10 protein-coding genes are annotated in these 15,671 nt (G+C 43.1%); 7 read left to right on the top strand and 3 right to left on the bottom strand.

The window, feature by feature from the left end:
* From QT973_RS23320 to QT973_RS23330, 3 genes are all read left to right on the top strand, one after another.
* Nucleotides 1-932, top strand: a 932-nt coding sequence (locus QT973_RS23320) for an AAA family ATPase (RefSeq protein ID WP_333392260.1), incomplete at its 5' end; no start/stop codon positions are given.
* Between the two features lie 5 nt (nucleotides 933-937).
* Nucleotides 938-1,372 carry a hypothetical protein gene (locus QT973_RS23325; RefSeq protein WP_333056601.1) on the top strand — a complete coding sequence of 145 codons (435 nt, stop codon included), beginning with the start codon at nucleotides 938-940 and terminating at the stop codon, nucleotides 1,370-1,372.
* A 466-nt stretch (nucleotides 1,373-1,838) separates the two neighbouring features.
* On the top strand, nucleotides 1,839-4,313 hold the full coding sequence (locus QT973_RS23330; protein ID WP_333056603.1) for a phosphoketolase family protein: 2,475 nt from the start codon (nucleotides 1,839-1,841) through the stop codon (nucleotides 4,311-4,313).
* 316 nt (nucleotides 4,314-4,629) lie between these two features.
* On the opposite strand, the gene QT973_RS23335 is transcribed toward QT973_RS23330, so the two are convergent.
* Complete coding sequence (locus QT973_RS23335) at nucleotides 4,630-4,857, bottom strand: DUF433 domain-containing protein (RefSeq protein ID WP_333056604.1); 228 nt, start codon at nucleotides 4,855-4,857, stop codon at nucleotides 4,630-4,632.
* Nucleotides 4,858-4,960: 103 nt separating this feature from the next.
* On the opposite strand from QT973_RS23335, the gene QT973_RS23340 reads away from it, so the two are divergent.
* Genes QT973_RS23340 through QT973_RS23350 form a run of 3 tightly spaced genes read left to right on the top strand, consistent with a single transcriptional unit; the run spans nucleotide 4,961 to nucleotide 7,327 of the window.
* The gene (locus tag QT973_RS23340; protein WP_333211629.1) at nucleotides 4,961-5,977 is read left to right on the top strand and encodes an AAA family ATPase; all 1,017 of its coding nucleotides are present in this window, start codon (nucleotides 4,961-4,963) and stop codon (nucleotides 5,975-5,977) included.
* Nucleotides 5,970-6,656 carry a DUF3226 domain-containing protein gene (locus QT973_RS23345; protein ID WP_333056606.1) on the top strand — a complete coding sequence of 229 codons (687 nt, stop codon included), beginning with the start codon at nucleotides 5,970-5,972 and terminating at the stop codon, nucleotides 6,654-6,656. The genes QT973_RS23340 and QT973_RS23345 overlap by 8 nt, the downstream gene beginning before the upstream one ends.
* A gap of 32 nt (nucleotides 6,657-6,688) precedes the next feature.
* Nucleotides 6,689-7,327 carry a histidine phosphatase family protein gene (locus QT973_RS23350; RefSeq protein ID WP_333144262.1) on the top strand — a complete coding sequence of 213 codons (639 nt, stop codon included), beginning with the start codon at nucleotides 6,689-6,691 and terminating at the stop codon, nucleotides 7,325-7,327.
* A gap of 42 nt (nucleotides 7,328-7,369) precedes the next feature.
* On the opposite strand, the gene psaK is transcribed toward QT973_RS23350, so the two are convergent.
* Entirely contained in the window at nucleotides 7,370-7,630 is a 261-nt protein-coding gene (psaK, locus tag QT973_RS23355) for a photosystem I reaction center subunit PsaK (RefSeq protein ID WP_333056609.1), read from the bottom strand.
* A 228-nt stretch (nucleotides 7,631-7,858) separates the two neighbouring features.
* Between psaK and QT973_RS23360 the strand changes: the two genes are divergently transcribed.
* The gene (locus QT973_RS23360; RefSeq protein ID WP_333392262.1) at nucleotides 7,859-9,070 is read left to right on the top strand and encodes an acetate kinase; all 1,212 of its coding nucleotides are present in this window, start codon (nucleotides 7,859-7,861) and stop codon (nucleotides 9,068-9,070) included.
* Between the two features lie 304 nt (nucleotides 9,071-9,374).
* On the opposite strand, the gene QT973_RS23365 is transcribed toward QT973_RS23360, so the two are convergent.
* Nucleotides 9,375-14,888: an AAA family ATPase gene (locus tag QT973_RS23365; protein ID WP_333375193.1), complete on the bottom strand. Its 5,514-nt coding sequence runs from the start codon at nucleotides 14,886-14,888 to the stop codon at nucleotides 9,375-9,377.
* Nucleotides 14,889-15,671: the final 783 nt, after the last annotated feature.

Genomic DNA, 15,671 nt, shown 5'->3' on the forward strand with positions numbered 1-15,671 from the left:
TAAGAGTTGGGATTCAATCAACTTTCAGCAAAACTTTTCATTATATCATAAAATTATTTTGCAAGAGGTCTATTATTAATAGTTCATTGTTTGGCCATAAAATTTTAAAAGATCACTTAGTAGAAAGTTTAGGCAGATCCATTGGTCGAGAGGCCGCCTTCAATCAGCTTTTTATTCCTGCTGGTCGCTCATTTTTCGCTAATCTTCAGAGCAATATTTTTTCTTTTCTTTCAAGCAATAATACCTTAGATCCATTTCTAAGATCCTTTGGCTCAACATACGAAACGATAAAAAAATTGCGTATAAAATATAATATTTACCTGGAACATAAATATACAAAAGATATACTAGAGGAAATAAACAGGCTAATAGAGCAGTCTTTATGTGGTAAGCATATACAGGAAAAAGGCAAAGATTTTCTGGAGGTGGCAGATGGAAGACGTATTAGTATTGCGAACTCATCTTCCGGTCAACAGGAAACATTACCTCTGACAATTATCCTAGCTGCACTACCTTTTATAGCTTCCCCTCCAGTGGGTCAGACAGTGTATATTGAGGAGCCGGAAGCGCATTTATTTCCAAGCGCACAGCGTAATATTGTCGAGTTGATCGCTACAGTCTTTAATTCTCGCAAAGAGCAACTTCAATTCTTCATAACTACCCATAGTCCTTATGTCCTGACAGCACTTAATAATCTGCTCCAGGCTGGGCTTCTTTATGAAGAATCCAGCGAAGATATACAACATCAACTAGAAAAGATTGTATCTAGATACAAATCATTAGATGTTGACGATCTCTCAGCCTATGTTTTGAGCAATGGAAAATGCCAGAGTATTGTGTGTCCTGATACTGGGTTGATTGATGCGCGAGTAATTGATTCTGTTTCTGATGAACTAGCTATTGAATTCGATCAACTTCTCAACTTAGTTTGAATTATATGAAAAGTATTCCAGAGTGTGAGGAACATAGATCCGACACCAAGATTGTCTTGCAGGAAAACAAAAGTAAAATAACGTTCCTCAACCCGAATAAAGACGAAATATTAATAATTAAGGTTGATGGCTGCGTTATTAGTGACAATGAGACTTTGCGTTGCGACTATGCACTCATTCCTTCTGATGCAGTAGAAATATATGTAGAGTTGAAAGGAAGCGATATTGCACAGGCGGTTAAACAAATAGAATCAACTATTAATTTACTTTCGGCAAATCCGCAAAAGATTAAGAAGCTATGTTTTGTCGTGTCTACACGTGTGCCAAAACAAACACCAAGTATACAACAGCTACAAAGTCAGTTTAAGAAAAAATTTAATGCTAGTTTCAGAATCAAGAATATTCAAGATGAGTATGATTTAAGTACGTCCACAAGCTAAACTAACGAGAACTTTGATATGACAAACATACAGAACTCTACCTGAAAAGGAGTCAGCAGACAATTCGCCTGCATAAATAAAATTTAATTCACATATAAATCATTACGAGTTCTACCTTGAAAAGTATCTTTTTGGGGACTTGCACAACTTCTCCCACCCGCTGCAGCACATACGCATCAGGTGCCCAGTGAACACTCTCCGCAAGCTCTTGTGTAAATCCTATTTTATATTACTGAATTCCTTGATCCCCGCAAATCTCTATCTTTATTACCTCGATATTGTGCGATGTTTAGCCATAAATTAACATTGATTTAAACTTTTATGGAGACATAAAGGAGCTAGAATTCAATAGTTGGTGTGGAAGACATGGAGTTTAAATACAAAATGTCACAGATAACCAATTAATATCGATCGCACTTCACGATCGCACTTGACAAAACAACCACAACTCAGGAGTCAATCGCTGATGATGCTAGGAACAACCGAGATCCCGCAATTAAAGCCGCTTTCCGACTCAGAACTACACAAAATGAACGCCTACTGGCGGGCGGCAAACTACCTATCCGTCGGACAAATCTATCTCCTCGACAACCCCCTACTCAAAGAACCCCTCAAAATCGAACACGTCAAACCGAGACTCCTCGGACATTGGGGCACTACTCCAGGGCTAAACTTCATCTACGTTCACCTCAACCGCATCATCAAAGCCCAAGACATCAACGCCATCTACATCGCAGGCCCCGGACACGGCGGGCCGGGCTTGGTGGCCAACACCTATCTCGAAGGCACTTACAGCGAATATTACTCGAACATTTCCGAAGATGAAGAGGGTATTAAACGGCTATTCAAACAGTTCTCCTTTCCCGGCGGTATCCCCAGCCACGTCGCCCCGGAAACCCCCGGTTCGATTCACGAAGGCGGCGAACTCGGCTACGCCCTCGTCCACGCTTACGGTGCCGTCTTCGACAATCCCGATTTGATTGTGGCGGCTGTTGTCGGTGACGGGGAAGCCGAAAGCGGCCCCTTGGCTGCTAGCTGGCATTCTAACAAGTTTCTCAACCCGGTTCGCGACGGGGCTGTGTTGCCGATTTTGCACTTGAATGGCTACAAAATTGCCAATCCAACTCTGTTGGCCCGTATTCCGCAGGAGGAATTGGAAAGTTTGATGGTCGGTTATGGCTACAAACCTTATTGGGTGGAAGGTTCAGACCCGGAAACCATGCACCAGTTGATGGCTGCAACTCTCGATACCGCGATCGGCGAAATTAAGGCGATTCAGGAAAAAGCCCGGACAGAGGGCTATTCGGGCCGTCCCCAGTGGCCGATGATTGTGATGAAAACTCCCAAAGGCTGGACGGGGCCCAAGGAAGTTGACGGTAAGAAAACTGAGGATTATTGGCGATCGCACCAAGTCCCACTTTCGGAAATGGCTTCTAAGCCCGGACACGTCCAACTCCTGGAAGATTGGATGAAAAGCTACAAGCCGGAAGAACTCTTCGACGAAAACGGCAAGTTAATTCCCGAATTAGCAGAACTCGCGCCCAAGGGATCTCGGCGTATGGGGGCAAATCCCCACGCTAACGGCGGCCTGCTGCTGCGAGACTTGAAAATGCCGAAATTTGAAGACTACGCCGTTGACGTGCAAAAACCGGGCACTGTAATGGCAGAAGCAACCCGCGTTTCCGGCCGCTTCCTGCGAGACGTGATGACACTGAATCAGGAAAACGCGAATTTCCGTATTGTCGGGCCTGACGAGACGGCCTCAAATCGCCTCGATCCGGTGTTTGAAGTGACGAACCGGGTGTGGGCGGGGGAAATTTTGCCCGAAGACGATCACATCTCCCCCGATGGCCGGGTGATGGAAGTCCTCAGCGAACATCTATGTCAGGGATGGCTGGAAGGCTATTTGCTGACGGGACGCCACGGATTTTTCTCCTGCTACGAGGCGTTTATTCACATCATCGATTCGATGTTCAACCAACACGCCAAGTGGTTGAAAACTACTCGTCACATTCCTTGGCGCCGACCGATCGCATCTCTGAATTACTTACTAACTTCTCACGTTTGGCGACAAGACCACAACGGTTTTTCTCACCAAGATCCGGGTTTTATCGACCACGTAATTAACAAGAAAGCGGAAGTGGTGCGGATTTATTTGCCGCCCGATGCGAATACTTTGCTGTCAGTAACGGATCACTGTCTCCGCAGTCGCCACTATGTCAACGTGATTATTGCAGGGAAGCAGCCGGCATTGCAGTATTTGGATATGGATTCTGCGATTAAACACTGTACCGCCGGCATCGGCATTTGGGAGTGGGCCAGCAACGATAAAGGTGGCGAACCAGATGTGGTGATGGCTTGCGCGGGTGATGTTCCGACGCTGGAAACTTTGGCTGCGGTTGACATTCTCCGCCGAGATTATCCCGATTTAAAAGTGCGGGTGGTGAATGTGGTGGATTTGATGACGCTGCAACCTGCTAGCGAACATCCCCACGGTTTGTCTGACAAGGATTTTGATACTTTGTTCACGAAGGATAAGCCGGTGATTTTTGCTTTTCACGGCTATCCTTGGCTGATTCACCGCTTGACTTATCGCCGGACAAATCACCCGAATATTCACGTTCGGGGTTACAAGGAAGAGGGAACGACTACGACGCCGTTTGATATGGTGGTGATTAATGACCTCGATCGATTCCATTTAGTTGGAGATGTACTCGATCGCGTTCCGAAACTGAGTTCTGTTGCAGCTTACGGCAAACAAGCTATCCGTGACAAGCTGATCGAACACAGGCACTATATCAACGAACACGGCGATGATATGCCGGAAATCCGCGACTGGAAGTGGCCGCACGCGGGCCCGGTTTCGCCGGAACCGCCGAAGGAAACGAAAGATCCGACAACGACAGGAGATCAAACTGTGCGATCGGGTGCTCCTGGGTAGGTGCGATCTCTGTCTGAAAAGAAAGTCCTCAGAAATTGAGGGCTTTTTTTAGTTGTTATGAGAAATCTGTCGTTAGTCCGCGAGTCCGCCAGGGGTTGAAAACCCCTGTCTCATAGCAAAAGTCGGTTGAAACCGACTATCGATTTTAGATTTGAGATGTTAGATTGGGAATTATTGATTTGAGATTGGAGATTTGAGATTTGAAATTAGGAATTAAGTGGTTTATTTAATTGGCGTTTCAGTCCTCTTTTAGAGGACTTTCGCTATGAGACGGGGGTTTTCAACCCCCGGCGGACTTGCGGGTTAATCGATATCTTCATGCTTGTGCCATCTGCGTTAACGAGGCTAGCGCGCGATCGAGTAATACCTCAACTTGGGCGCGAGTTACTCCCGGAAACCATTCGAGAAACTGGTCAATAGAGGCCCCATCTTTAAGGTTCTCGAAAAAGGCGGCAACAGGTACGCGCGTTTCCCGAAATACCCATGCACCACTCACCTTGGTTGGATCGCGTTCAATGACTTCAAAGAGGTCTATATTCTGCATGACGTTCGTTGCTTGTTGCGGCTCAAGTAAAACAACTAAGATAGAATTAATGGTAGCATAAATCAATGGTGATTTAGGATTTGTACATTCAAAAGAGGCGGTCATGCTTAAAGAAATAGAAATCCAAAATTTTAGGTGCTTTGAGCAAATCAAAATTTCTGGATTTGAAAGAGTAAATTTAATCGGCGGTAAAAACAATGCTGGCAAGACAGCCTTGCTAGAAGCAATTTTTCTCAATTTTGCTCCCGATGTTAGTAGTATAGTAATGCTAAGAGAGCTGAGAACAGAGTCATCAGCAGCCCTAGATGCTATGCCAGATAGAGCTTGGAATAACTTATTTTATGCCTTAAAGAAAGAAGATAAAACAATAGTTATTCAGGGAAAGAATGATAATAGCAATGATAATATCGAGCGAGTAGAAATTCAAATAGAAATCAATTTACGTGATTCTGATTTAATTATTAAAACAATAAAAGGTGAAAAAAAAATTAACGAGTTAGTAGAAAGCGTTACTTATAGAAGCTCAATAAGTAATACAAATTTCCTTGTGTACGAAATACCGATCGTTCCTCCTTTTATCAGAATTCCCGGAAGAAAACTCATAGAGTCATTCGATCACGCGCGCTTGGATGATAAAGATAGCGAAGTTTTGAAAGCTTTTCAAATTATTGACCCTACGATCGAATCTGTAGAAAGTTTTTCAATTGGCGAACCCACACTTTACTTAAGAAGAAAGGGCGAAAAGCGTTTGCCTTTATCATTGTTTGGAGATGCAATGAATAGAGTTGCATATATTATTCTTAAATTAGTAAACAATAAACACAAAATACTGCTAATTGATGAAATAGAGAATGGCATTCACTATACAAACCAGCGTAATTTTTGGAGAATTTTGTTTAGGTTGGCGGTGGAACTGGATACCCAGATTTTTGCGACAACTCACAGTTTAGAGATGCTGCAAGCATTTGCTGATGTTGGTTTAGAACCCAATCAGGAATGCAGCAGCGCATATTTTGAACTAGCCAAGAAACCGAAAACCGCTCAAATAATCGGCATCCGGCGCGATTTGGAAACCTTGAATTACGCACTAGAGCATCAAAAAGGAGTGAGAGGTGAGTAATATTGTCATAGTAGAAAGTAAAAACGATGCAATTTTTATGAAGGCTATGGTTGAGAAACTTAACTGCGATATCCAGGTAGAAAAACCTATTTATATAGAGGATTATGAACGTTTGGAAGGCTTGAGCGAAACAAAACTAATTACTACTTTAAAAGCTTTAGAAGCCGACCTTCAAAAAAGAGATATAGAAAAGATTGGGATTATTATTGATATTGATAACTATTCAGAGCCTGAACGGTTACAATGGGTAAATAAATGTATACAACAGGTGTTTGAATCTGAAACTTTGTCAAGCACTAAACAATTTATAGATATTGGTGGAGATAATGGAACAAAGGCAAAATTGGCTTGTTATTTTACAAATGTTGGAGGTAAAGGCGAACTGGAAACGCTTTTAAAGGCAATAAAGGCTAGAGAATCACCTCATGCTGATTGTTTGAATAGCTGGAAAACTTGCATAGAAAGCCAGGGACAGCAAATTAACCAGAAAGATTTTGACAAATTCTGGGTGAGCATCTATCTCAGGTATGATACTTGCTCAAATCAGGAACAGCAACAAGCTGGAAGGAAATGCACTATGTCTGGGTTTGATTATGTTATGAAACACAAAAAAGATATTTGGGATTGGGATAATTCTGCTCTCGATGATTTGAAGGAGTTTTTTAAACTCTTTTGCTAACATAGTAAAATTCACACACAATTAACTAACTCATGAGCTTAAAAATCTACTTTGTACGACACGGTGAAACGACTTACAGCCAAACAGGTGGCTTCTGCGGCGCTATCGATCCAGAATTAACGCCCGTAGGTTCTCAAATGGCAGAACAGTTTGCTGCTACTTACGCAAAATTGCCTTGGAATGCTGTTTATGTCAGTCCGATGAAACGCACAATTGCTACTGCAAAACCTTTGTGCGATGCTGTGGGAATTGAAATGCAGCTTCGCGACGGACTGAGGGAAATTAAGTACGGTGAGTGGGAAGGCAAAACAGTAGAAGAGGTCAAAAAAGAATACGAAGAAGATTATATTAATTGGCTGACTGAACCTGCTTGGAATGCACCAAACGGCGGCGAGACTTCGGTGCAAATTGCCAGTAGAGCTTCCTTAGTTATTGCTGAAATTGAGGAAAAATATAAGAATGGAAATGTGTTGGTTGTCTCGCACAAAGCAACTATTAGAATTATTCTGTGCAGTCTGTTGGGGATTGATTTGGGACGTTATCGCGATCGCATTGCCGCTTTAGCAGCTTCTGTCAGTATTGTCAAGTTTGATGTTCGCGGCCCGCTGCTGGAGGTTTTGGGCGATCGATCGTACATGGATGAAAACCTCCGCAATTTACCCGGTACTTGAAATTGCGGGTAAGGTGCGGAAGTGCACCCGGAGCGTCTGAAACTAAATCGCGCCTATGTAAGACAATCCTAAAATAGTACCTGCTCCCAAAATATGACCAAAGGCCATAGTTCCCACAACTGCACCCAAACTCAAACCGCCGAACATACTGGATGAGGGCATTGCTGGGCCTGTGTGAGGCTTTTGGATGGTTGATTTGCCGATCGCAATAGCTAAAATATTGCAAAGAATCATAATCAAACCGATTGTAGGGCTCCACTCTACGGTTCTGGGGGCAACGGCAAGTAAAATTGGTGTAAACATCGATCGACTCCTTAAACTTTAGTCAATGAAAATCTGCCTAGAAGATATATCAAAAAAATGCAACTGTTCGCTACACATTGCATTAAGAGTTAATTTTTCGACATTTTTCTTAATATTTTTCCCAGGATATCAAGATTTCTTCGTCTGTGCAGGCGGATGAAAGTTTGACAAGATGCGATTGCAATCGCCTAGCGATCGAAAGAACGAATCAACAGGACATAATCAAGCATGAAAATACTGGTGTTAAATGCGGGTTCTAGCAGTCAAAAGAGCTGTCTTTACGAGTTAAACGATGTCCTCCCCGATCGACCTTTGGAACCCCTCTGGGAGGCTCAAATAGACTGGACTCACCAGCAGGGTATAGCAGAGTTGAAAGTCAAAACAGCAAAAGGCGATAGGCTTGAGGAGGAATTTGCATCCGAGTCTCGCCAAGATGCTATTTCTCGAATGCTGGAGAGTCTTTGGAAGGGAAAAACTCAAACAATTAATGATTTAAACGAGATTGATATTGTCGGCCACCGCGTCGTACATGGCGGACAAGATTATCAGCAAAGTACGTTAATTTCGCCGGATGTTAAACAGGCGATCGCCCGTTTATCTGTTTTCGCCCCTGTCCACAATCCGGTTAACCTCGAAGGTATCGAAGCAATTGAAAAAATCCTCGAAAAAGTGCCGCAAGTAGCAGTATTTGATACAGCTTTTCACGCACAATTGTCGCCCGCAGCCTTTGTTTATCCCGGCCCCTACGAATGGCTGGAAAATGGGATTCGCCGTTACGGTTTTCACGGGATTAGCCATCAATATTGCGCGCGTCGGGCCGCGGACATTCTGGGTCAAGATTTGGCAGATTTGCGGTTGATTAGCTGTCATTTGGGCAACGGATGTTCTCTGGCGGCCATTCGCGGTGGCTGGAGTGTTGACACGACGATGGGATTTACGCCTCTGGAAGGTTTGATGATGGGAAGTCGATCGGGTTCGATCGATCCAGGCATCCTCATTCATCTATTAAAACAATCCGATTTTACTGCTGAGAAACTTGATGGTATTCTCAATCGAAATTCCGGTTTAAAAGGGATTTCAGGCGTGTCTAGCGATCTGCGGCAGATTGGAGATGCGATCGCCCAAGGTAATCAGAGAGCTCAACTTGCTTTGGATATTTACATCCACCGTTTGCGTGCCGGAATTGGTGCCATGCTGGCGAGTTTAGGAGGGTTAGATGCTTTAATTTTTACGGCGGGAGTTGGGGAAAATTCTGCTCTTGTACGGGCTGCCGCTTGCGAAGCTTTTGGATTTATCGGGTTAAAATTGGATGGGGATAAAAATCAACATTCATCGATCGATCGAGATATTGCGGCAGTGGATTCAGCGGTGAGAATTTTGGTAATTCACACGCAGGAGGATTGGGAAATTGCGCGAGAATGTTGGAAACTTTCTCACTAAGGAATGAGAATTAAATAACTTCCACTCTTGAAAGTGGGATGGGCGTCCCGCCCGTCCACTCATGACGGGCGGGACGCCCATCCCACAATAACAATTAAAATTGTAAGTTATTTAATTCGCGCTCCTAACTTATTTTATAAATTCCTGCAACAGCGATGCCCACTCAGCTTCGCAGAATCGTCAACAATCACGAACGGCGCAAGCGGATTTACGCAAATAAAGAGAGGTAGAGACGTTTATGATTCCATTTTCCCTGAAACATCATTACTCTTTCAGCCTTGCTGTGGGTTAATAGTAGCGCCGATTACAAAACTTGCTTGGGGGCGATCGGAATTTCAATAATAAACTCGCTCCCCTCTCCTGGTGCAGAAACACAAGTCAATTTTCCACCGTGAGAACTGACAACAATCGAGTGAGAAATAGACAATCCCAAACCAGTTCCCGAACCCACGGGCTTAGTTGTAAAAAATGGATCGAATATCTTGTGCAGCACCTCAGTGCTCATCCCCGGCCCGCTGTCGGCAATTCTAATTATGGCAGAATTCCTGTCTGTCACCTCTGTAGAAATTGTAATCGTAGGCTGTTGATGAGAGTTTTCCGGGCTATCTCTGGCTACGAGGAGAGCATCGATCGCATTTGTCAAAATATTCATAAATACCTGATTCAACTGAGACGCATAACAAGTAATTAGGGGTAGCGTGCTGTAATTTTTAATCACCTCAATTCCCAAACGCCCGCCCTCTTTTCTCAGGCGCGGTTGCAGCAACATCACCGTACTGTCGATGCCTTGATGGATATCTACCGACTTCATTTGCGCTTCGTCGAGGCGCGAGAAATTCCGCAAGCTTAGCACAATATCCCGGATTCTTTCCGCTCCTACTTTCATGGAATCCAGCAGCTTTTGCAAATCCTCGCTCAAAAATTCCAGCTCAATAGTTTCTATTTCTTCTAAAATTTCATCAGCAGGTTCTGGATAGTGCTGCTGGTAAAGCTCAATCAATTTTAGCAAGTCTTTAACGTATTCGCTAGCCGGATTAAGATTACCGTAGATGAAACTTACAGGATTATTAATTTCGTGAGCTACACCAGCCACCATTTGCCCCAAACTAGACATCTTTTCCGTTTGGATTAATTGAGCTTGAGTTAGTTTAAGTTCGCGCAAAGTTTGTTCTAAACGCTCGTTCTTTTCATTTAACTCCTGCGTCCGTTCTTGCACTTTCTGTTCCACCGAATTGTAAAGTAGAGCATTTTCCAAAGAAATAGCAACTTGGGAAGAAAGCAACCTTAAAACTTCCAATCTGTGGGGAGTAAATGCTCCGACAGTCAAATTGTTTTCTAAATAAAGAATGCCGATCAATTTCCCTTGATTGATGATGGGAGTACACAAAATAGATTGCAGTTTGTGTTTAGCGATGTAAGGATCGGCTGTGAATAGTCCCTCAGCCGCCGCATTGCTCAATACCAAATCCGAGCGAGTCCTTTCCACATAATTAATCACCGTCACAGGTAAATCGTGATAGTCTGCAACAGGCGTAAATTGCAGCACAGCTACATCTTCAGCAAATACTGACGCTTTAGCTGAAATCAACAGTTGACCATCTCTAACTAAAATTAGAAAACCTAATTGAGCCCCCGCATTTTCTAAGGAGATTCTCATCAAAGAAGCCAGCAACTTATCGAGGACAATTTCGCTAGAAATCGCCAGAGATGCTTTCATTACCGTTGCCAAATCCAGGACTCTCGCATCGCTGCCCGTAGAAGTATGAATAGTCGTGGTAGTTTGATTGTTGTTAAAACTTCCGTTGATCGGCGTCATTTCCCGCAACTGCGGATACTTCTGTTCTAAATCTTCTACTTTGCGAACTGCACCCCAGCGCAAGTAGCACGAGTGAGCTTCGCGCAAGTGAATTTTGGCATATTGATACTTGCCTTTACTCAACCAAAACTTAGCTGCGAGTTCATTAGCTAGCGCTTCATTTTGGACAAATTCATTGTCTTGGGCTAAATTGATAGAGAAATCGTACAGTTCTACAGCTTCTGAATCTTTCTTGGAAATTCTGGCTATTTCTGCTTGTACTAAAAGGTACTTATGCAGAAAATTTTCGGCACAGTTGTCTGCCCAAATTTTCATCTGTTTTTGGTTTTCCTCTAACTTTTCCAAGTATTCCTTTTGCTTCTCTTCTGAAACATTTGGGAAAACGGCGGCTAAAGTTAGAGAAAAGAAAAAATTCCATTCAGTAGCGGGTATGGCTCCGGTAATAAAAGATAGCTGTTTTTCTACTTCAAAAGCTAGTTGTAGCGCTTCGTTGAAGTTGCCGTACCAGTACATTACCTGGCATTTGCGAATCTGATAAAGGCAGAGCGAGTACAAATTTTGATGAGTTTGACAGTTGTGTACGTATTCAGCTTCGCTGATATCTTCGCTTTCAAATACAAACTTTTCAGGAGTTAGTTTGCTCAAGTTACGCAGGATTAACTCTACCCCTAATAAGATATCGGTTACGAGCTGATTTTTGGTCTTTTGGCTGAACTGCAAATACCTGCTCGTGTCGGCTAGAATTTGCGAGATTTCTTTACCTTGAAAAAATGAGTTAGCTATGCGGTTGGACAGGATATAACCCGCATACTCTAAATCTCCTGATTCTAAAGCTGCTTGATATCCTTCATTGCTGATTGCGTGGGAATCTTTGATGTGGTTGAACCAGTAATAAAAAATACTGACCAAGGATGAACAGGCTCTGCATTTTAAGCCGATATTGCCCGATTTTTCGCTGAGATTTAGCGAGAGCAAGCCGAATTGATACGCAGCTTTGTAATCTCCCGAAACTGCGTTTAAGAACATACCGTAGCCAGCATAGCAAAGAGAGGCTTCGGGTACTAAACCGTATTGTAGAGAAAGATTGACTCCTTTTAAAACGCTGACTTTCCACAAGTCGGGATTTTTGAGGTACGCCGATGTCAGCAAGTTGGTAATTAATTTGACTGCAACTTTTTTGTCGGGTACAGTCATTTCGGGGGCGTCAATCAGGGAAGCTATTTCTCTACCTGCTAAAATATTTGTGGCGGCTGCAAATTCTTCGGATATGACTTTTTGTAGTCCGTCTAGCGGCAAGTCAATGCCTAGCAAGTCCAAAGCTTGGATTCCGGCTTTAACGGCTTCTTCGTACTTCGCCCGCAGGGTGTACTGCACGATCAGCAGGTTGTAAATTTCTACCTTTTCTAAGGCCGATCGCGCTTTTTCCAGAGTTATATTAATAAATTCTTCAGAATTCTCGAAATAACCGTTTAAATACTCAACATTTGCTCGCTCCATGTGCAAGGCAAAGGCTAAATCGTAGTGGGCATCCCAAATATCGGCGCTCAAACCGTCCATGCCTGCGGTTAAATACTGCAAGGCAGCAACATAAGCAGTGGCGTCTTTGGCTCTGCGGGCGGCGTCTAAATTTAGCGTTGCCAGCTCAATTAATTCTCGATCGTCTTTAATTAGCGATCGAGCTACATTCAAGTGATCGACTAATTCAAAGATTCTGTCAGCGCGATATTCAGCCGGAGTGTTTTCTAGGATTTGCCTGCCTATTTTCAGGTGAACTGCCTTTTTTTGCGAGTCGTCGATCAGAGCATAAGCTGCTTGCTGTACGCGATCGTGCAAAAATTTATAATTCAGAATTAATAGTGGAAACAGCACGTAATCTAATGACTTGCTTTCCAATTCCGAAGTTGGCAGAATCAGTCCAGACTTAATCGCTGGCAACAGGTGAGAAAAAGTTTCCGATGCTTCTTTCTCATGAATTAAAGAAAGAGTATTCAAATCAAATTCGTTGCCCAAACAAGCCACTAAACGCAAAACTTGCTGCGTTGAACTTGGCAGTTTTCTCAGTTTTTGTACCATCAAATCTACTACATTGTCAGTGATAGCGCACTGCTCAATTTGAGTCATATCCCAATGCCAGCCGCCCTTGCTCCCAAACTGTGGCGGGTGAAAAACTAGCAGGTTTTCCTGATACAATGTTTGCAGAAATTGATTGACAAAAAAAGGATTGCCGTCGGTTTTGCTGATTACCAATTCAGCTAAGGGTTTGACAGATTCTCGATCGCTGTGCAAAGTCTCCGCAATCAAATGAGTTATGTTTTCCACCCCCAGCGGCGACAAAGCAATCTGATTAATGATAGCTTCCTGATTTCGCAGCGTCTCCAAAGTCATCATTAAAGGATGAGTAGGACTAACTTCATTATCGCGATAAGCACCAATTAAAAACAGATATTGCGTAGCTTCATCTGTCATCATCAATTCGATCAATTTGAGAGTAGCCGAATCAGCCCACTGCAAATCGTCGAGAAAAATGACCAGCGGATGTTCTGGCTGGCAAAATACGCGAATGAAATTTTGAAATACTAAATTAAAGCGGTTCAGAGATTCCGTCGGCCCCAATTCAGATACAGGAGACTGAGCTCCGACAATTAGTTCAACTTCGGGAATAACATCAATAATAATTTGCCCGTTTTGCCCGAAAGAAGTGCGGAGTTTTTCGCGCCAAACTGCTAATTGAGCTTCGCTTTCAGTTAACAGTTGTCGCACCAACTCCGAAAAAGCGCTGACAACGGCAGAGTAAGGAATAGTCCGCTTGTACTGGTCAAACTTTCCCCAAATAAAATATCCACGTCGGCGGGTAATCGGTTTGTCTAAAATCTTCACCATTGCAGATTTGCCAATGCCGGAATAACCGGCAATCAGCATCATCTCGCTCCGGGATTTATGCTGTCCTCTCGCCAAAACAGACAAGGGAATTTCTTTTTTCGATTTGCTCTCTTTTTTGATGACAGAAATTTGAGAATCGTCGGTGCGGTAGCCTCGATTATTTGTTGCTGCTACCCGTTCAAAGGCCGCTAAAAGAGTTTCAACTTCTCGCTGTCTGCCGTAAAGTTTTTGAGGTATTTGAAATTTGTCTGAAATATCTTGCCTGCCGAGAGGAAAATCGGAAACAAACCCAGATGTTTGCCACTGAAACAGGCATGATTCCAAATCAGCTTTTAGTCCCCAAGCACTTTGATAGCGCTCCTCAGCGGTTTTTGCTAACAATTTCATCACAATATCTGAAACAGTTTTAGGAATTTCTGCGGCTATTTCAGCGAGAGGTACTGGCTGTTTGGCTATGTGACAGTGAACTAACTCCATGGGATCTGTAGTGGGAAAAGGGAGTTGTCCTGCCAGGATTTCATAGAAGGTAACGCCGAGGGAATAAAAGTCGGTGCGGTAATCGACTACCCGGTTCATTCTGCCGGTTTGTTCGGGCGACATATAGGCTAAAGTGCCTTCTAAAAAATTAGGGTTTTTATTGGGAATATTTTCCAGGTTGGATGCTGTTGAGATGCTGAAATCTATGAGTTTCACTTGTCCTGTAGCAGGATTAAAAACTATATTAGAGGGATTTATATCTTTATGAATTACATTTTTTCCGTGAATTTCTCCCAAAGTTTCAGCAACTTTGATGGCCGTAGTCAGAAATCCTAAAAGGGTAAATTTTTGGGAACCCATAAATATTTTTAAAGATTCCCCGCCAAAATCTTCTAAGATCATTGCCAGACTATTTCTAACCTGTTGCAACTTATACACTTTCACAACTCCGTCCAACAGGCTTAAGTTGGCAGTGATCTCATATTCGCGCTTGTATCTATTCAGTTCTTCGGGAGTCGGATAGTCTTCTTTGATAAGTTTGATAATAACAGGTTGGTTGTTCTGCTCGTTGTGGCCGCGGTAAACCAGGGAAGTGCTGCTTTCATAAATGAGAGCGAGAACTGCAACGCCGGGAATTGCCATCATAGTTGGGTTCTCTCAAATTAGGTGTGCTTGGTCAATGTTACAGGACTTACGCGCGGCGGGCTAGAAACCGGGTTTCTTCGTTGCTAGTCGTTGACAAACCCAAGATTTTTTCGTGTAAATCGGGTTTCTTTTCGTAAATCCTATGTTATTCTTCATTATCGCTCAAGAGCTATCTTTTGGGATGTGTGGGAAAGCAGGCCTTGACAGGAATGAGCTACTGCTGACAAATGCAAGCTGGGGCTTTCGTCACCTCAGCAGTTAGGTAAACAAAATCACAAATACAGGATTTGTGCAACGATTTACTTTAATGCTCGATCGCCATATTGACAACTAAATCATCTCAGATTCCAAGCAATCGCTTGACTTTCGTGGAGCTTCACCACATCTCGTGAAAATACGCAAGTGCTGAAAGATTTATTTTTTCCGGCGATCGGGTAGGAATTTGCGGTGCTTCAAAAAAACCGGCCGGTGCAAATCTTAACTATAATTCGCTACCGAGGCGCTGAGGGAAGTAAGTGTTGCTTCGGAATCTGAAATTTCCTTCAGTTCTATCTATTTTGACCATCGATTAACAATACTAACTGACAATCAAGCATCCAGAATACAAGTCCCCGGATTCATTCCGAAAGCAGACTGAGGACCCAGAAATAAAAAACCTGTATCCGATGAAACTTGCCGAACGTATTTATCTCGCGCAAGTCAATGCTTCAATTCTAAAATCTAAAATCTAAAATCTAAAATCTAAAATCGATTGACCGTTTGAGCAGAGTAAATTTGACAAAA

The sequence above is a fragment of the Microcoleus sp. Z1_A1 genome, from assembly GCF_036700305.1.
Taxonomy (GTDB): domain Bacteria; phylum Cyanobacteriota; class Cyanobacteriia; order Cyanobacteriales; family Microcoleaceae; genus Microcoleus.